Here is an 18650-nt window from a genome sequence, read left to right on the forward strand (position 1 = left end):
TTTATCTGTTCACACCTTTTTGATGAAACAGGATCTGGTCGTGGGCTCGTTGACCGCTTCAGGGGGATTTGTAATCTGAAAGTCATCCCAAGGAGGATTCATGAAGAGCGTTTTGTTTGTCACCACGTTTTTGTTCGTCTTGCTGGCCAAAGCAGCTCCTGCGCCGGATCGCTGCAAAACCATCACTGAAACCCTCAAAGGCGTTCAACTTCAGCGCATCTGGCTTGAACAGGCGGGGATCTGCATGCTGTCGGTTTCTCCGACGGATGCTTATAAAACCATGGTGTACCGCGATTATGTGCTGACTGAAGACGGAATGTTCATGGTCTTTAATGCCTACGGCACGGACGGGCAGTTCGGGGCGCGGGACTTCTTCCTGTTTCCAAGAAAGCAGACGACGAGCAGCTATCAATGGGTCCCTGAAACAGATGAGCTGATCATTGAGCACGTTACCGGTGACAAATTCGTCTTTGATGTGAACAAGGCCGTATTGAAGTCGATTTCAGGTGCTGCCAAGGTGGTGGTGGATAAGGTCGCGACCAACAATAAAGGCGGGGTGTCCATCGTCGGCTATCAGGGGCAGATTCTGGATGTGGGCTTTGCGTTGAATCAGGACCCGGCGATGATCAAAGCCGGAAAGTCGGTGCTGACAGGAGCGCAAAGAAACTGTTCTTTGCGCAATCAGGATATTTTCAATTACATGAGTGACGGCGACGTGATTTTCAAATTCAAAAGGGACACCGACTTCCAGCGCCTGGTGTCCGCTTCCTGCCGTTAGAAAGAATGCATCAGCTCTGTGAACTTGCGACGGTCACGGAGCTGGGAATCAAGGTCGTGAAGGGCTTTGTTGATAAAGCGAACTTCGAAAGAGTTGGATTCCGGATTTTCCTCAAGGATGTCGCGATAGATGAATTCGTGCATCACCAAAGCGGCTTTTTGGTTTTCATCCAAAGAGCCCCAAACCAAAGAATCAATTTCGTACAACTGTTCACCGAAACGGGTTTCGTTGGTCTGAACGATGGCAATCTTCAGGCGGCAGCCGCGGCCCAGTTCCATATCACCCTGATCGTTCGGGCCTTCCAAAGCAAAGGACGATTTCCAGCGGATTTGCTGTGGCCACTGTTTCAGCCATTGGGTGTATTTCAAAGCTTTCTGGGAATTCACCGGGCGGATGCGCGCGATCAAGTCAGAAACTTTGGCCTGATAGGATCTGGCCGGAGAGTACTGAACAGAAATCCCTTCTTCCTTGGCTTCGGCCAGTTCCAAAGCGACGGTCGGTTGGTTCAGGCAGCTCACCACGTAGCCTCCGTTGCGAACCACGTACTGGGCAAAGGCGCTGGGCGCCGCCAATAAAACGATAACAGCAATCAGATGTTTCATTCTTCTGTTTCCTTTTGCACGGCCGGCAGCAATTGCATGCCCAGCGTGTAGATTTCAGTGCATTCGCCTTGAGTCAGCTTTCCGTAAACCTTTTTCCAGGCCTTTTCGAGTTCTTTTTTTGCCCGGTCCAAATTTTTCGGATTTACAGCCATTGTCAGGTAAACCATTTCCCTTTTTTCAGTGGGAACCTGCGGGAAAATGTCAGTCGAGCGCTTTAGGGCCTCTTTGTGCAATTTTTGCACGTCAAAATTCGGAATGTCGCTTTCAGAGGCTAGGCTGCGCACGGTTTTCACGTAGGTGGTCGGGCTGTTCATTTCCACCAGCCCCAGTTGCAGGAGCTTGTTCATAACAACCTTCGTGCGGTCCGCCGGCACCCCGGTTTCAGCCGAAATCAGCTCCACATCCCATTCCTCGGTGTGCAGGTCCATCGCCGCCAGTACCAAGAAGAAATCGACGCTGGAAACTTCAGAGAACTCTGATTTGCTCAAAACACGCTCGATGGAATGAGTCGCTTTTTTGCGCTTTCTTTCAGAGTCAAACAGGGACTGGGCCTTTTGCACGTCCTCATCGGACAGGCGCAGGCCATTCACAAGCTTGCTGAAGTTGGCAGAGGAGACGGGACGCTTGTTATTGAAAATTTCAGACAGATGTCCTGGAGAAATTTCCACCCGTTGAGCCAGGGCACGCAATGAAAAACGTGGATTTGCCGCACGTCTTTCTTCAAACTTTACATGGAAAAACTTGTTCAACGTCTTCATTTGGCCAAACACTTATCAACTCAAGTTCCACATGTATATGTCAATTGCGAGGTTTACCTGAGTTTAAGGCTTTTTGGCGGATGAACTGTTCGAAATTTCATGGCGAACACCAAAACGACAAAACCGGCTGTGGTGGCCGGTTTTGTAGGATTTACCTGACTTGAGGAATGCTATCCGTCCCAGGCTCCGTCGTCCGGGGTGTCGCTGATCTGCAGTGCTTTCCAGACTTCCTCGTTGTCGAAGAATTCCGCCTGCTTCACGTTCAGACGTTTTTCATCGTGGCAGGGAACGTAAGCGCTGATGGATCTTGAAATCTTTTTGGCTTTTCCACTGGCGGCCTGCGGGCGCAGAACATCCCAATAGGACTTGCGGCTGAACAGGGCATCATCCCGGCGCAACTGACCATTCAGCATGTCCAGGGTGCAGGCGAAAGTGTTGACCGGCGTTTTGCTGTCGCCTTTTTCGCAGGATTTTGCATAGACCTGCTCGCGGCCCACATGCAATTGCATCAGACCGTACAGACTGCCGTTTGGCCCCTGGGCGGTGGCTTTGGGGTTGCAGGTGCTCTCGTAGTGGGTCATGGCATTGAAGATCAAAACCCAGAAGTTGGCCTTGTCGGTGGGCTTCATGATTTTATAGTTCGGACACAATTTATGGATGTCCGGAGAACCTTCCGCAAGGTGAGTGAAGTTTCCAGCCATGTACTCTTTGCGGATCGCGTGACCCCATTCACCGATTTTGGTGCCGGTTGCATAGTTGTTACAGGACGGACCCCAATTGTACTTGTCGTTGATATCGTCAAGAACCGAAGCCACGAAGGTGAGATTGTCTTTCATTCTAAGGCCGTTGGGCGTTTCCACAAAGCAGTCGGTGCAGGTCCCGGCTTCGGTGCCGCTGGCAAAAGTGGGAGGATGATACAGGATCGCGGCCATAAGCATGGTGCTGATGCATGATGAAAGGATCTTCATTTAGGTTCCTCCTGATTTCCCGGCTAGACCTAGAGCGTCATAGGGGTGCCCCCTTGAAAACGCCGTCTTCTATAGAGTCATCGGCCGATGTCTGGACCTTCTATACTGAAAAAATGACTAAATGTTCCCGTTGGGCCCGGAAACAGGACTTTTTAGGGAACATCTCAGTTCGAGACAGGGCAAAATCCTTTGAAAATCCAATAGGATTGAACACAATTTATTGACCATTTTGCCCGGATAAGCGATTCAGTGTTTCTGGAATTTGACCGTGGTCATTTCAGGGGTTTATTTGCCTTAAAAGGTGATAGAATCCTGAGGCCATCTGGAGAGACAAAAAAGAATGAGCAACACAAATATTATCGAAGTCCGCAATCTTGCTGTTGAGTTTAAAACCGAAGACGGGATTGTACAGGCCGTAAAGGGCATTTCTTTCAACCTTCCGAAAGGTAAAACTGTCGGGTTGGTGGGTGAGTCCGGTTCCGGAAAAAGTATCACGTCCCTGGCGATCATGCGTTTGATCGGAAATCCAGGCCGTGTTTCCAGCGGCGAAATTCTTTTTGAAGGCCAGGACCTGCTGAAAGTCTCTGAAAAGAAAATGCGTGAAATTCGTGGTGCACGCATCTCCATGATCTTCCAGGAGCCGATGACTTCTTTGAATCCGGTTCTGACGGTTGCGGATCAAATCACTGAAACCCTGATGCTTCACCAAAACCTGAACAAACAGCAGGCTTTGGACAAAGCTTTGGACCTTCTGAAGCAAGTGGGTATTCCGCACGCTGAAGAGCGTCTGTACTTCTATCCGCACAAATTCTCCGGTGGTCAGCGCCAGCGTATCATGATCGCGATGGCGATTGCTTGTAATCCGGATGTTTTGATCTGTGACGAACCCACCACAGCGTTGGACGTGACAATTCAAAAACAAATCCTGGATCTTCTGGCGGACATCCAAAAAAGAACCCACATGAGTCTTTTGTTCATCACGCACGATCTGGGCGTTGTTGCTGACATCGCTGATGAAGTGATTGTTATGAACAAAGGTGAGATCGTTGAACGTGGAGTTTCCAAAGAAATCTTCGACAACCCGAAGCACCCTTACACCAAAGGTCTTTTGGCGTGCCGTCCGTCTTTGGATGAAAACCCGGTTCGTCTTCCGGTTCTTTCTGACTTCATGAGCGCGACAGGTGAAGAAATCACTCCAGCGGCGCGCGTGTACACTCCGTCTAAAGAAATCGTTCGTGAAGACAAACTTATTCTTGAAGTGAATGACCTGAAAACCCACTTCCCTCACACGGGCGGTGTTCTGGGCCGTGTTCAGAGCTACACAAAAGCAGTGGACGGCGTCAGCTTCAAAGTTAAAAAGGGTCAGACCCTGGGTCTGGTGGGCGAATCCGGTTGCGGTAAAACCACTCTGGGCCGCACGCTGATGCGTTTGATTGAGCCGACGGATGGTCAGATCATCTTCGATGGTCAGGACATCACCAAGCTTGATTACAGCCAAATGCATCCGATCCGCAAAAAAATGCAGATCATCTTCCAGGATCCGTATGCCTCCCTGAATCCGCGTATGACTATCGGGACCATCCTGATGGAGCCAATGCAGATTCACAACATCGGTGACAACAACAATCAGCGCCGCGAAATCGCGGAAGAGATGCTGAAAAAAGTGGGCATGAGCCCGGCGATGATGAATCGTTACCCGCATGAGTTCTCTGGCGGTCAAAGACAGCGTATTTCCATCGCGCGTGCTTTGATGGTTCGCCCTGAATTCATCGTGTGTGACGAGTCCGTGTCCGCTCTGGATGTTTCCATCCAGGCGCAGATCCTGAACCTGTTGTTGGATCTTCAGGACGAGATGAACCTGACATACATCTTTATCTCTCACGATCTGTCTGTGGTGAAATTCATCTCGGACGAAGTGGCAGTGATGTTCGGTGGTAAGATCGTTGAGCACAACACGGCTCAGGCGATCTACGATGCCCCTCAACACGACTACACGAAGAAGCTTCTAAGCGCGATTCCAAAAGGGATCCCGAAAGAGCTGACAGTTTAGTTTATCAAAACATGAAAAGAAAAAGGCCGGTGATGAACCGGCCTTTTTTATTTGTTTTGGTTGTTGTCTTACTTTTTTCCGTAAAGGTGGGGCAGGAAGCCCGCGCCGATCACGCCTGCGTGGTTTTGGGTCTTGGCCACTTCGATCGGGCACTCAAAGACGGCTTTGCTTTGACGGACCATTTTTTTGTAGTGATCCTTCAGGTCTTTTAAGTACATGTTGCGAATCTTGATCAGGCCGCCACTTAAGAAGATTTTTTCAAGGTTGTAGCCGATAGAAAGATTGTAGCAAAGAATCGCCAGGGCCCAGGCCATTTCCTTGAACAGCACCTGGTATTTGGCATCGTTGGCAGCAATTAGTTCTTCTACAGAATTTCCAGTAAAGCCCATTTCACGGGCACGACGCAGAAGACCCGTTCCGGACGCAATTCCTTCCACTGTGCAGTGATCAATTTTGTCCGGGGATTTCATCAGGCGCTGATAATCAACGACAATATGGCCGTACTCAGAGCCCATGCCGTCAGACTGGCCCGGCAGACCGTTAAAGATCACACCAGTACCCACACCCGTGCCGATCGTGACAATCGCAAAGGACTTCATTTTCTGAGCGCCACCAACCCAGCCTTCCGCCAAAGCCGCCGCCGTGGCGTCGTGCTGGAAGTACACCGGGGTCTTCCAGGTTTTGTGGATCTCTTTGGTCAACAGATCCAGGATCGGAACGATCTTCCAGCCTGGATAGTTTGCCGGATTCATCAGGGTGCCGGTTTCAGCATTCAAAGGACCTGCGCTGGCAAGGCCGATGCCCTTGAATACCGATGCTTTGGTTTCGTTCGGGAAGCGTTTTTTGAAATCCAAAGCGATGTCCGTCATCAGTTGAATCAGACGTTTTTGGGCTTTGGGAGCTGATTTTTCGCGGTTCATGTCGACTGGAACTTTGATGAAATCCAGCATTTCGCCGGTATCAGAAAGCAGCGCTGCTGCCAGTTTGGTTCCGCCCAGATCAAGACCGATGGTGTAGGTTTTCTTTTTCATATTATTTCTTAACTTGTGCCTTCACTAAAAGAACCAAGGATGAATAAGGCGCCAGTGTGGTGCGCACTTTCCCGCTGTTATTGACGCTGAAGCCTTCGGCGCAACTGCGTGATTTCAGGCGATAGCCTGCATCCACGATGTTGCAGTAGTCACCGGCTGGCAGGTTGGTCTGGAATTCTTTGGTCACAGACTGACTGCCAAAGTTCATGGCCACAAAACCAAAGCGCGGGCGGGCAAACGAGATCACGTCGCGGCCGTGGGTTGACCAGTTGGAAACTGTGAACGCCTTGTCGGTCTGATTGCGGAAGTCCACCATCGCCGCCACTTCCGGCAGGCGGTGTTCGCAGGTCCACGGGGCGCGGCACTGGTTCTGATCATCCAGAATCGGCAGGGTGCGAAGGCTGTCGTTCAATGGCGGTCCCTGATCGAAAGAATTAAAATCAAAGCCGGAATACACTTGCGGGTAACCAAACGGCCACGCCAGCATAAAGATCTGCGCCAGACGGTACAGGTGCTGCTCGGGGCTTGAATATTTCAAAACGGAATAATCATTCGTGCGTTCGATGTCGTGGTTGGTGACAAAGACGATGGAATCAATGCTGCTTGGGAAGCCGCTGGCAATGAACTGCAAAGCATCGGTGTTCTTGTCTTTGAAGGCATAACCCAGACGGTGAGGATAGTCGTAGGCGGTCACATCACTGAACGGGGTGTATTCGCTGTACTGAACAGGGCCTGCCGGGTCATAGATAATTTCAGAATAGATGTAAGCTGATCTTTTCAGCCGTTTCAGGATCTGTTCCAGATCGCGGGCCGGGATGTGTTTCGCGGCATCAATACGGAAGCCTGCCACGCCCAGATCCAGCAGGCGGTTTAAGTACTCGGCCTGTTTTTCCTGCACGTAAGTGGATTCGGTTTTCAGGTCCGCCAGATCGACCAGCTCGCAATTTTGCAGCTCGTACAAATCACGGAAATCACGGATGTCGTTATTGCCATTCCTGCCGCAGTGATGGAAATCCTGATGGGAATAAAGACCAGGGTATTCATAGTGACTAAACTGCGTGCCGGCAGAACCCACACCTCCGGGAATGCCGGTCATGTGGTTCAGGATCGCATCGGCATAGACATCCACACCGGCCTGACGGCAGCGGCGGACCATGTCGGCAAATTCAGCCTCAGTCCCTGAACGGGATTCCAGTTTGTAGCTGACCACCTGATAGCGTTCCCACCAGGGGTTGCCCTGCCAGTGAATATGTTCGTGAGGCGGGGAAACCTGAACGGCAGAAAAACCCGCCGGCCCCAGATAGGTTTCGCATTCACGGGCAACATCATTCCACGGCCATTCAAACAATTGAACGAAGACCGTGCGCGGAGCCGCAGCTGCTGACAGGCAAGAAGCCAAAGTCAGCAAAATCGCTGTAATACCGAGGGATAAACTGCGGATCATCCGATCTCCTTAAAGCCTTTGATTCAGGCCCGTTTTTTTATCAAACAGGTGGGCCTTTGTCAGGTCGATCTTCAGAGGCAGGGTCTGCTTCATGGAAAAATTATCCATCGAATCCACCAGGATGCGTACGTTGTTTCCGGAAAGTGTTCCGTGAAGCATCTGCTGGCCGCCCAGGTTTTCAGAAATCTCAACTTGGAAGTCCCCCAAAGCAACTTCTTGGGCTCCCAAAGGCCCCTGATTCAAGGCAAAAGCATCCGGGCGGATGCCCAGAATCTGATCTGCTTTGCGGGCTTCAGGCCATGGGATCTTTTCTAGAACCGCACCTTCCAGGAAGTTCATTTCAGGTGAACCAATGAAGGTCGCAATAAAGGTGTTCTTCGGACGGTGGTAAATCTCAGACGGAGTTCCGATCTGCTCAATCACGCCGTCCTTCAGAACCGCGATACGGTCCCCCAAAGTTGTGGCTTCCATCTGATCGTGGGTCACATAGATCATGGTGCTCTTGGAACTATGGTGCAGGCGTTTGATCTCCAGACGCATTTGGGAACGAAGATGCGCATCCAGATTCGACAGCGGCTCATCAAACAAAATCACCGGGGTTTGACGGCTCAAAGCACGGCCCAGGGCCACACGCTGGCGCTGGCCGCCGGAAAGTTCTTTGGGTTTGCGATCCAGAAGGTGTTTGATCTGCAAAAGCTCAGAAATCTCATTCACGCGTTTGGTGATTTCGCCGGCTGCCAGATTCTTCAGCTTCAAACCAAAGCCCATGTTTTCTGCCACCGTCATATGCGGGTACAGGGCATAGGATTGGAAGACCATCGCGATGTCGCGGTTTTGCGGTTCGATGTCGTTGATTTTTTTGCCGTCGATGCTGATGGTGCCGGAATCCGCAGATTCAAGGCCCGCCAAAGTTCTTAGCAAAGTCGATTTGCCACAACCGGAGGGGCCCACCAAAACCAGGAATTCGCCCGGAGCGATATCCAGATCAATGCCCTTTAAGACATCCGCAGAACCGAAACTTTTTTTGATGTTGGAAAACTGAATTTTTGCCATATCAACCCTTCACGCTTCCCATGGTCAGGCCAGAAACCAGATATCGGGAAATACTGATGAACAAAATCAAAACCGGAACGCTGACAATCAGGGCGCCCGCGGCATAAAGACCCCACTGGGTCGCAAGACTTGCCTGGAACGAACGAAGTCCCAACGGCAAAGTGTAAAGCTGCGGGTCCTGCAAAACCACGGCAGCAATCACGTATTCGCTCCAACTGCTCATAAAGCTGAATAACGCGGTGATCACCAAAGCCGGCGAGGACACCGGCAGAATGATCTTATAGAAGATCATCCACTTTGAGCAGCCATCCAGCAACGCCGCTTCTTCCAGCTCGCGCGGGATGGTGTCGTAGTAAGCCTTCATCTGCCAGATACAGAACGGCAGCGCGGTTGAAGAATAAATCAGGAACAAGCCCCAGAAGCTGTCAATCAGGCGCAGTTTTGACAGGATGATATAAAACGGCAGCATCAGCATGGTTGCCGGGAACATCTGGGTCATTAACAGCGAGAACAGCATCATGTTGCGCCCACGGAAGCGGTATCTTGCCAATGCATACGCACTGGTCGATGCCAAAGCCACACCCAAAAGTGTGGTCGCCGCACTGACCACCAACGAGTTGCGCATCCAGATCAGAAAGTCGGTGGTGGCAAACAGATCCACAAAGTTCTTAAAGGAAGCATTCGGTCCGATGATTTCCAAGGACTGTGTCTGGAAAGCGTTGTCGGGACGTAAAGACACCGACAGCACATACAAAATCGGATAAATCGAAAACAGTGAGAAAAGCAAAATGCTGATCCAGGAGAAGGTCTTTTTAAGCATTACTTCGTCTCCTTTTTGAATTGGCTTTTCAGTGATCCCAGACCCCAGACGACCAGAATCAGGAAGATGATCACGGACACAGAAGCCGCATAGCCATAGCGATACAGGTTGAAGGCCGCTTTATAAACGTAGCTGACCAGAATGTGCGTTTGATCACCCGGTTCGCCCGAGTTGCTGACCAGCCAGATCACATTCAGATTGTTAAATGTCCAGATAGAGCCCAGCAAAGCCGCTGGAGCCATCACCGGCAACAACAACGGCCAGGTGATATGACGGAAGCGCTGCCAAGCATTGGCGCCATCCAGTCTTGCGGCTTCGTACAAAGAGCTTGGAATGGACTGCAGACCACCCAGCGCCACAATCATCATGAACGGGAAGCCCAGCCACACGTTGGTCAAAATACACGCAGCAAAAGCCGTCGTCGGCTGACTGAGCCACTGAACCGGGGACATGTGGAGGAACTGTTGCAGGAAGATATTGATCGGCCCGTATTCCTGATTGAACATCGCACGCCAGGTAAGAGCGGTGATGTATTGAGGCACCGCCCATGGGATGATCAGCAAGGCCCGCCAGAATCCTTTGCCGGCAATCACCTGATTGATGATCACTGCCAGGAACACACCAATAGAAACGTGGAAGACGATGTTCACCACGGTCCAGATAACGGTTTTCAGGAACAGGGAATAGAAGCGCGGATCGGAAAGAGCTGCGATATAGTGATGGAAGCCCACCAACGACCAGTCCTGGAATGTGCGCAGACTGAAGTTCGAAAACGAAATCGCGATATTATAGAAGAACGGATAGATGATCACCGCAAAGATGCCGATAAACGCCGGCAGCATCATGTAATAGGCAAAACGCTGGGGCCCGCGGAATCCTTTAAAGAACGCCACTAGCGAGTTTCTTGTCAGCCAGATCAACAGAACGATGCCAATGCCGAAAATAACTTTCAAAACAGTGGCACCCACACCCGGAGTCAGAACTTCGTTCATGTCACGGATTTGTTGTTCTGCGGTGATTTGCGCCTGTTCTGCGGCGGCTTGCGGTTGCAGGCTGCCAGCCAGAACTTTTTGGTACTGAATGCGCAGACTGTCCCAGACGGCACGCACTTCCGGGGTCACCGGCATCGGTGTTCCAACTTCCATGATGTCGGCAGAAATTTTCAAGAGTGGATTGTTTTTGACGATGTCAGATTCACGCGCCTGAAGATTTGACGGCAGAACGCCGACTTTTTCAGCGAACAGCAACTGCACCGGCGTAGAGGTCAGATACTTCAAAAGTTTGACGGCCGCTTCGTAATGAGCCTCGCTTTTCATGTTGGCATTCAGGGAATAGCCCTTGGTTCCCACCAGCGGGCTTGGCCATTTGCCAGTTTCAGAAATCATCGGGATGCGAGCAATACCAAAATCGACTTTGGCCTGCTGATAGTCACCCCAGGACCAGTCACCATTGATTAACATCGCGGCCTTGTTTTCTTTGAACAAAGCATTGGCGGTTTCATAGTCGCATTCTTTTGGGATGATCTTGTCCTGATCACGCAGCTTCAGAATGAACTGGAAAGTGTCTTTCAAAGCCGGGGTGTTCAGGTTCGGAGTGACTCCGTCGGCTTTTAGAAAGGCTTCGCCAAAAGCGGGAATAAACGGGGCAAAGAAGAACGGCTCGGTATAATTGAACACCAGACCCCAGCGGTCGATTTTGCCATCGCCATTGGTGTCCACCGTCATTTTTTTGCCAAGCTCGATCAGTTCCTGTGAATTTTTTGGCGGGGTGGTGATGAACTTCTTGTTATACAGAAGCATCAGATGGTTTCCGACCGCATCACCGATCATGTAGTGCTTGTTGTCGTAAACGGGGGCGGCCAGTGGATCAAAATTCTGGAAATAATCAGAACCCAAAACTTCATCCAGCGGGCGCACGATGCCCATGGTGGCAAAAGGGCCGACCTGATCGCTGGGGCCGTAAACCAATTCCGGACCGCTGCCACCCATGGCGGCAGACTGATAACTGGAACGCAGTTCTTCGGTTTCGCGATAAGTGGCCTGAACGGTGATGCCGGGATTTTCTTTTTCAAATTTTTCCAGGGCCTCGGCCAAGACCTGACGGTGGCCATAGATCATCTGGTGCCAGATCTGGATGCGCACATCCTCGGCCCGGGCGGTGAGTGAAGCAAGAATCAGAAAAGGAAAAATCCAGAATTTCATCAGTGACCGGCTTTCTGAATTAGAATCACGGTGCTGCGACCCGGGATTTGGATGCGTTTATCACCCGGGATCAGCAGAACCTGAGAAAGGATGGTATCGACTTTTTCATCCAGCAGCGGATGCAGTTCCCAGTTTTGACCTAAGACACCGTGTTCAAAGCTGCGCGCTTCGCGGGCGGCGTTGAAGAAAATCAAAAGTTTTTCCGAGGACGACTGCAGATGCATCGCAATCAAACCCGGTTCGGCCTGTTTGTCGTTGTCGATAAAGGTCAAAGATCTTTGAATCTCGGACAAATCGTTGAGTTTGAACAGGTCAGAACTTTGACGGACACGCAGCAGGGCTTTGAAGTACTTTTCGGTGCGAGTGATCAGCTCAGGCGTGACTTTCATGCCCGGCTCCTGCAGCCGTGGCTGCCAGAACGACCAGTCATCAATGTTTTTCCAGGCAGGTGGAAGTCCCGCGCCCCAGAAGTTCTGCTGACGGCTCCAGTCGATGCGATTGAAGAAATCACCGGAATTGTAGCTGTCCTGATCGCCGTTCTTGCTGCGCAAAAGCTCCGATCCGGATTCAATAAACGGAATGCCTTGGCTTAGCATTGGCAATGCCAGGGCCAACTGATGCATGCGCTGGCGGTCTTCGGATTTACTCAAAGCAGGGAAGCGGCCGCTGGTATAAAACGGCGCTTTGGCCTGAACGGCATCCCACAAAGTGTAACCATCGTGCGCAGAAACATAGCTGACTGTTTCGAGGGCTTCAGCACTGGTGCCGGTGGGCGCCCCACGATAGTGCAGTTGTCCGGCGGTCACGAATGAACCCCAGTGTTCCTTGAAACGGAAATCACGCAGATTGCCCGCAAGGCCTGCTTTAATCACATCCCCCAGATGCAAAATCTTTTCACGCTGACCGTTGCTATCTGGCGGGGTGTTGCGGTTGGCAGGCTCTTTGTTGAAATCAAAATAAAGCCCCGTTGCAAACCCCTGATCGGATTTTTCAGCGGAATTGGTTGTGCCCCCGCGAACCGCGTCGCGCAGACGGTCGTTGAAGAAGCCATAGCCGCTGCCATAGGAATTCAGCATGTGCAGCGACTCGGATGGATAGCGGTCATAGAAAGAACCAAATGCCCAGCCTTCGCCATACAGATAAATTTTGGAGCCGTCGATGCCGTCTTCTTGTTCGGTCAGGCCACGTAATTCGGATTTGATTTTTTCCATCGTGCTGCGGGAGTGGAACGACATCAGGTCAAAGCGGAAGGCATCGATCTTGTAAGTGCGTGCCCAGTGAAGCACGCTGTCGATCATAAGCTTTTCCATCATGCGATGTTCGCTGGCGGTGTCGTTGCAGCAGGAGCTTTTTTGAATGTCACCCTCGTCGTTCACTCGGTAGTAATAAAGTGGCACGATCTTATCAAAGACCGAGTAAGGTTCCAGACCGGCCTCGAAGGTGTGGTTAAATACAACATCCTGAACCACTCGCAGGTTCATTTTATTGAGGGCCTGAACCATGTTGCGGGTTTCAAACACACGGCGGGACCCGTTTGGATCTGTCGCATAGCTGCCCTCCGGAGTCATAAAGTGAACCGGATCATAACCCCAGTTGAACGGGTCTTTGGCTTTGATGCGGCCAAGGTAGGCTTGTGCTTCCTGAAGGTCCGAACTTTCGGACTCATAGTTTTCCCAAGAGTCTTTGTTTTCCGGAACCGAGCCAAAGTCATTGAACGGGAGCAAATGCACATGAGTCATTCCGGCGTCCGCCAAAGACTGCAGGTACTTGCTGCTGTCGGTGTTGGTCTGTGCAAAAGCCTCATAGCCACCGCGATACGGGAAAGGCACGGTGAAGTCAGCAACGCTGAAGTCACGGATATGCAGCTCGTAAATCACAATGTCGTTGAAAGAGCGCAAAGACGGTTTTTGCAGTCGGTCCCAGCCTTGTGGCTTCAGCGCGGGATCCTGCAAGTTCACGATTTGGGATTTGGCGCCGTCCGCAGTCAGGCTGAAGCTGTAAGGATCCGTCACAGTGTGGGATTCGACCTGATCGGTGAGGGGCTGGTAAACTTCAACCTGGTAAAGATAGAAATAGTTGACGTATTTTCCGGGAAGATCCGCGAACCACACGCTGTGTTGTCGCTTCATTGGTACAACAGCCGCTGGATGGGTGTCTTGCGCCTCTTTATATAGCAGCAATTCCACGTTGCGTGCCGTGGGTGCCCATAGTTTTACACCGACACTCGTGGAACGCACGTGGGCGCCAAGGTCATTGCCGTTATAGAAATACATTTGATCCAGAATGCCTGAATACTGCAAAGCCGTGGAATCCAGCACCTGGCCGTTTTTATTGGAAACAAAAAGACGCAAAGGACGACGAATGAGCTGATCAATTTGTGTGGAGGAAAGGTGTTGTGTGCTTAACTCAACGTGGGAATAATCAGTGCGAATCACGGGCAGAAGAATGGAGTCCTGCTGGTGCAGTGAAATGCGTTCTCCGAGGGAAAATACAAGATTTTGGTGAACGCGGAAGCCTTGTGGCAAGCGCAAAACAATGCGCGAGTTGTCCACCCACTGCGCGCGCGCAGGAGCTTTGGCTTCAGAAATTTGTCCCAGCAAAAGTGTGCAAGAAAGTACGAAGCAGAAAATCAATAGTTGTGAACAGGTACGGAAGCGCTTCAAATATTTCCCCCAAAAAGTTTGAGTCTTCGTGCGTAAGGTCTTTTCAGGCGCAGACTTTATGGGTATCCCTCAGCTTTTTCAAGGGAACTCGATGAAAACTATTACGATTGCGTTATTGTTCTTGATTCTAAGCAGCACAACTCACGCTGTGGAAACGACTTTCACCGGATATCTGCGTGGCGGAAGCGGACTGAACATGCAGGGTGGTCACATGAATTGCTTCGGAAACGCGGGAATGCCCGGTAATTTCCTTCGCTTAGGCAATGAGTGCGATTTCTACACTGAATTGGCCATGGTGTTCCACCATGTTAAACCCACCGAAACAGATCCCGTATTTTTCAAAACCCAGTTCCGCATGGTCTATAGCTCTTTAGGCACGCGTCAATGGGAGGCGGCTGCAAACCGCGACACAAGCCAGATTGAAGCGTTTGTGAAGGCTGGTGGTTTTACCGAAATCCCCGGGGAATTCTGGGTTGGTAAAAGATTTTATCGCGATGTCGATCTTCATATTTTTGACTGGTACTACTATGCCGACATGAGCGGCGTGGGTGCGGGGATCGAAGGTCTGCCGTTGGGTGAAGGGCGCTTTGCTTTCGCTCACTTGATTCAGGCTGATGATAATTTGAATGACACCAATGTCGGTCGTCCGGTTTTGAATGCTTTGGATTTGCGTTGGACTGCGGTGCCTTCATTCGCGGATCAGAAGCTGAACTTCTGGGGTGTGTATGCATGGGCGGCGGGAAGCTCCACCGACACCGAAGAATATGTTCCCACGAATGGCTATTCTTTGGCGACACGACTTCAGGGGCCGGTATGGGGTGGTAACAACAACTTTGCCATTTTGTACGGAAAGGGCACGATGCGTGGATTTAATATCTATGCTGACAGCACAGTACCCGCGACGGATGAAAGCCAAAATCGCGCATGGACCTGGAGATTTGTTGAAGACTACACCTATGATGTGACGGATCGTTGGGCGTTGATGTTTGGCTTGGCCGCAGAGATTGCGGACAGTGGCACCGATACCGACAGCAAAAGTCAGATGCAGGCCATCGGTGTTCGTCCGATTTACTTTGTGTCCGATCGTTTCCAATGGGCTTTCGAAGCGGGCTATTCCCGCATCAACAATGAATCTGAAAAAACCGGTGGTGGTGATTACGTCGGGGATCGCGACCTGGGTCGCGTGACTGCGGCAGCTCAGTTGTCCGTGGGAAAAAGCATGTGGGGTCGCCCGGTGATGCGTGCGTTTGTGTCCCACTCATTCTGGAATGACGCCAACCAAGGCGCAAACTTCATCGGAAACCGCGCCCCCGCCTTCAGCGACAAGCTAAGCGGCACAAATTTAGGCTACCAGTTTGAGGCTTGGTTTTAATCTTTAATTTCTATTCTGGTACCAGTTCCACAGTGATTGTGCGAACTGGTCGGCGCTGGTGCTGCCGTCGTGAAGTGACTTCACTCGGCGCAAAGCCGTGGCTTGGTCTTTCTGTTGGATTTTCAGAATGCGGAAAAGTTCTGTGACGTTTTTGCCTTTTCCGGCTTTCAGGTCTTTGCCCAAGTTGTCATAGTTGATTGTTGCGAACTGCTGGGCTTCCAAGGCCATTTCATCCATGGCACTGGTGGGCGCGGTTGTGGCCGCCGTTGCGGATGCCGGGGCGGGGCCGCTTTTCATGATTTCAGCATCACGGGCGTGGGTTTCCCAGTTCGGCACAAGGGCTTCGTCGCCTTCCGGGGTGGACGGGGATGGAGTGGTGGCGCAGCCTGCGGCAAACAAGGCCATGACGACAAGTCCTTTTGATTTTTTCAGCACAAAAACTCCTTACCCTTTTCCGGTCGGTTCCGGTGGCAACGGGATGATATCAGTTTCGCCGGGGACCTGGGGGAAGGTCAACTCTCGCCATTGTTTTTTGGCCTCTTCAATTTTTTCCTGCGAAGAGGAAACATAGTTCCAGTAAATATAGCGCGGCTCCGGGAACGGTTCGCCGCCCAGAACGATGACTTGTGTGTCCTCGGTGGCGGTGACTTTCAAGGATGAACCCTGCTCCAGGACCACAAAGTCATCCGGCGGAATGATTTTGCCATCGATATTCAGGCTGCCTTTGATGATATAGAATGCCAGCTCCTGCGTGCCGGGATCATAGTGGAAAGTTTTTCCTTTGCTTAGCTTCACATCCATAAAGAACAGTGGCGAATACACATCCACTGGTGATTTTCTGCCCAGGGCTTCTCCGGCGATCAGCATCACATCGGCATCATCGACTTTAAAACGCGGGATGCTGCTTTCGGGGTGATGTTTGAAGCTGGGTTCACGGTCTTCTTCGTTCAGTGGCAGGGCCACCCAGAACTGCAGCAGGTGCAGACGGTGGGCTTTTCCGATAACGTCTTCCGGCAGCTTTTCAGAATGTGAGATTCCTTTGCCCGCAGTCATCCAATTCACGTCCCCCGGTGTCAGCACCTGTTTGTGTCCGAGGCTGTCGTGGTGAAGAACTTTTCCCTCCAGCAGGTAGCTGAGGGTGGACAAACCAATGTGAGGATGAGGGCGCACATTCAGGCCGTCGCCGGCCGCGAAATCAGTGGCAGGGAAATAATCGAAAAAGATGAAGGGCCCTACCATTCGCTTTTTGGAATAGGGGATCAGACGGTGGACTTGAGGTCCTCCGACAGAGACCAGCCTTGGTGCAATTTCCATCAGAATATGATTTTGCGTAGAACTCATAATCGGACCCCTTTTCTTCTGTGAAATATCATGTTAGCTTAAACCAATTTACCAATTGAAGAAAATTATTAGGAGTAGCATGAAAACAAAAAAAGAAATCGTCGATAACTGGTTGCCTCGCTACACAGGCGTGCCGCTGAATGAATTTGGCCATTATATTCTGCTTACAAACTTCGGTAACTACGTGAAAATGTTTGCCGAACAGTTCAACGTGCCGGTGCGCGGTTTGGATAAACCGATGCAAAGTGCCACGGCTGAAAACATCACCATCCTGAATTTCGGTATGGGCAGTGCGTTGGCAGCGACCTGCATGGACTTGCTGTCTGCAATCAATCCCAAGGCTGTTTTGTTCCTGGGTAAATGTGGTGGTATCAAAAAGAAAAATCAACTGGGTGACTTTATCCTTCCGATCGCGGCCATTCGTGGTGAGGGCACCAGTAACGAATACCTGCCGGCAGAAATCCCGGCTCTTCCTTCTTTCCGTCTGCAAAAAGCCGTTTCCACAATGATCGCGAAACACAGTTGCGATTACTGGACTGGAACGGTGTACACCACCAACCGCCGCGTGTGGGAACACGACGAACAGTTCAAAGATTATCTGACCAAGACCCGTGCGATGGCCGTGGATATGGAAACGGCGACGATCTTTGTGACTGGTTTTGTGAATGAAATCCCGCGTGGGGCTTTGTTGCTTGTGTCTGACAATCCGATGATCCCGGACGGTGTAAAAACCGAAGAAAGCGACAAGAAAGTCACGGCGAACTTTGTAGACAAGCATTTGGCGATCGGAATTGATTCCTTGCGTGAGCTGCGTGACTCTGGTGAGTCCGTGAAGCACATGCGCTGGGATTGATTTCAGACATAGTGTCCTTTCCGTAATTTCCAAAATCCCCTCGGGTCGACTAGGGTCAATGCCTAGGAGGCCTGCATGGGGAAGTGGTTTCTACTTATTCTGACGATCTTCACTCTATCAACCGGGTACGCAAACGACGGACTGCCGATGCCGTTGCCGGATGATCCCTATCCGGGTGAACCTTATCCCGTGCCGCCACCAGCTCCGCCTAAAGATGTTCCTTATTCCTTAGGGGGCGGGGAAACGGGTCGTTTCGGCACTAGAACTTTTGATTTCTTTCCACGTTACGATTTGAATCGCATCAAACGCATTCGCTTGGTGGGGCTGCGCAACAATCTGGAGATTGTCGAGGTGCGTATTCAGTACGCGGATGCGTCGGGGGAACGACGCGAATACCGACTGGAAGGGGAGTTGAAATCCAGTGGAGTGCGGGAGACGGTCTTGGACGGGCGTCCCATCTATCGCATAACCGTAAAAGCCTCACCTTCGTACTTCTGGAAAAAGCCCGGTGGATTCCGAGTTGACGTGATCGCAGTAAAGTAGAAATGCCCATTTTTCGAGCATGAAATTTAGATATGAAAATGCAAAAAGGTCTCGGTTTGTGGGTGGCTTTCCTGTGATTTTCACCTTTTTTCATGCAATTAACATATTGTGTCATTCCAGAAGTTGCGATATAACTGGGCCACTTTAAATCACCTAGACGTTTTAATGCACTA

Annotated in this window: 16 protein-coding genes; 5 read left to right on the plus strand and 11 right to left on the minus strand. The window is 51.0% G+C overall.

From position 1 onward, the window contains the following. Window positions 1-100 precede the first annotated feature (100 nt). The gene (locus ACZ520_RS05585; RefSeq protein WP_374032400.1) at window positions 101-778 is read left to right on the plus strand and encodes a hypothetical protein; all 678 of its coding nucleotides are present in this window, start codon (window positions 101-103) and stop codon (window positions 776-778) included. Here ACZ520_RS05585 and ACZ520_RS05590 read toward each other — a convergent pair. From ACZ520_RS05590 to ACZ520_RS05600, 3 genes are all read right to left on the minus strand, one after another. Then, window positions 775-1380, minus strand: coding sequence for a hypothetical protein (locus ACZ520_RS05590; protein WP_374032401.1), 606 nt, complete (start codon window positions 1378-1380; stop codon window positions 775-777). The genes ACZ520_RS05585 and ACZ520_RS05590 overlap by 4 nt on opposite strands. Then, on the minus strand, window positions 1377-2138 hold the full coding sequence (locus ACZ520_RS05595; protein ID WP_374032402.1) for a TIGR02147 family protein: 762 nt from the start codon (window positions 2136-2138) through the stop codon (window positions 1377-1379). The genes ACZ520_RS05590 and ACZ520_RS05595 overlap by 4 nt, the downstream gene beginning before the upstream one ends. 170 nt (window positions 2139-2308) lie before the next feature. Further along, window positions 2309-3106 (minus strand): hypothetical protein, encoded by a 798-nt coding sequence (locus ACZ520_RS05600; RefSeq protein ID WP_198298009.1) that lies wholly within the window; start codon window positions 3104-3106, stop codon window positions 2309-2311. A 340-nt stretch (window positions 3107-3446) separates the two neighbouring features. Here ACZ520_RS05600 and ACZ520_RS05605 point away from each other — a divergent pair, with 340 nt between their 5' ends. Further along, the gene (locus ACZ520_RS05605; protein WP_088565824.1) at window positions 3447-5156 is read left to right on the plus strand and encodes an ABC transporter ATP-binding protein; all 1710 of its coding nucleotides are present in this window, start codon (window positions 3447-3449) and stop codon (window positions 5154-5156) included. A gap of 68 nt (window positions 5157-5224) precedes the next feature. Here the strand turns inward: ACZ520_RS05605 and ACZ520_RS05610 are convergent, their stop codons facing one another. Genes ACZ520_RS05610 through pulA form a run of 6 tightly spaced genes read right to left on the minus strand, consistent with a single transcriptional unit; the run spans window position 5225 to window position 14368 of the window. Beyond that, entirely contained in the window at window positions 5225-6187 is a 963-nt protein-coding gene (locus ACZ520_RS05610) for an ROK family protein (protein ID WP_088565823.1), read from the minus strand. 1 nt (window position 6188) lies between these two features. Then, window positions 6189-7631 carry an alpha-amylase gene (locus tag ACZ520_RS05615; RefSeq protein WP_417869932.1) on the minus strand — a complete coding sequence of 481 codons (1443 nt, stop codon included), beginning with the start codon at window positions 7629-7631 and terminating at the stop codon, window positions 6189-6191. 9 nt (window positions 7632-7640) lie between these two features. Next, window positions 7641-8684, minus strand: coding sequence for an ABC transporter ATP-binding protein (locus ACZ520_RS05620; RefSeq protein ID WP_416480949.1), 1044 nt, complete (start codon window positions 8682-8684; stop codon window positions 7641-7643). A 1-nt stretch (window position 8685) separates the two neighbouring features. Then, window positions 8686-9504 (minus strand): sugar ABC transporter permease, encoded by an 819-nt coding sequence (locus tag ACZ520_RS05625; protein ID WP_011163732.1) that lies wholly within the window; start codon window positions 9502-9504, stop codon window positions 8686-8688. After that, window positions 9504-11705, minus strand: a complete 2202-nt coding sequence (locus ACZ520_RS05630; RefSeq protein WP_464127723.1) for an extracellular solute-binding protein — start codon at window positions 11703-11705, stop codon at window positions 9504-9506. The genes ACZ520_RS05625 and ACZ520_RS05630 overlap by 1 nt, the downstream gene beginning before the upstream one ends. Further along, complete coding sequence (gene pulA, locus ACZ520_RS05635) at window positions 11705-14368, minus strand: pullulanase-type alpha-1,6-glucosidase (protein ID WP_464127724.1); 2664 nt, start codon at window positions 14366-14368, stop codon at window positions 11705-11707. Before pulA ends, ACZ520_RS05630 begins: the two co-directional genes overlap by 1 nt. A 91-nt stretch (window positions 14369-14459) precedes the next feature. Between pulA and ACZ520_RS05640 the strand changes: the two genes are divergently transcribed. Then, entirely contained in the window at window positions 14460-15740 is a 1281-nt protein-coding gene (locus ACZ520_RS05640; protein ID WP_232468647.1) for a carbohydrate porin, read from the plus strand. A 3-nt stretch (window positions 15741-15743) separates the two neighbouring features. Here the strand turns inward: ACZ520_RS05640 and ACZ520_RS05645 are convergent, their stop codons facing one another. Then, window positions 15744-16175, minus strand: coding sequence for a hypothetical protein (locus tag ACZ520_RS05645; RefSeq protein ID WP_416480952.1), 432 nt, complete (start codon window positions 16173-16175; stop codon window positions 15744-15746). Window positions 16176-16184: 9 nt separating this feature from the next. Then, window positions 16185-17081 carry a pirin family protein gene (locus ACZ520_RS05650; protein ID WP_464127725.1) on the minus strand — a complete coding sequence of 299 codons (897 nt, stop codon included), beginning with the start codon at window positions 17079-17081 and terminating at the stop codon, window positions 16185-16187. 79 nt (window positions 17082-17160) lie between these two features. Between ACZ520_RS05650 and ACZ520_RS05655 the strand changes: the two genes are divergently transcribed. Then, on the plus strand, window positions 17161-17934 hold the full coding sequence (locus tag ACZ520_RS05655) for an AMP nucleosidase (protein WP_088565815.1): 774 nt from the start codon (window positions 17161-17163) through the stop codon (window positions 17932-17934). A gap of 75 nt (window positions 17935-18009) precedes the next feature. Beyond that, window positions 18010-18477, plus strand: a complete 468-nt coding sequence (locus ACZ520_RS05660; protein WP_088565814.1) for a hypothetical protein — start codon at window positions 18010-18012, stop codon at window positions 18475-18477. Window positions 18478-18650: the final 173 nt, after the last annotated feature.

The sequence above is a fragment of the Bdellovibrio sp. BIS2 genome (assembly GCF_055398295.1).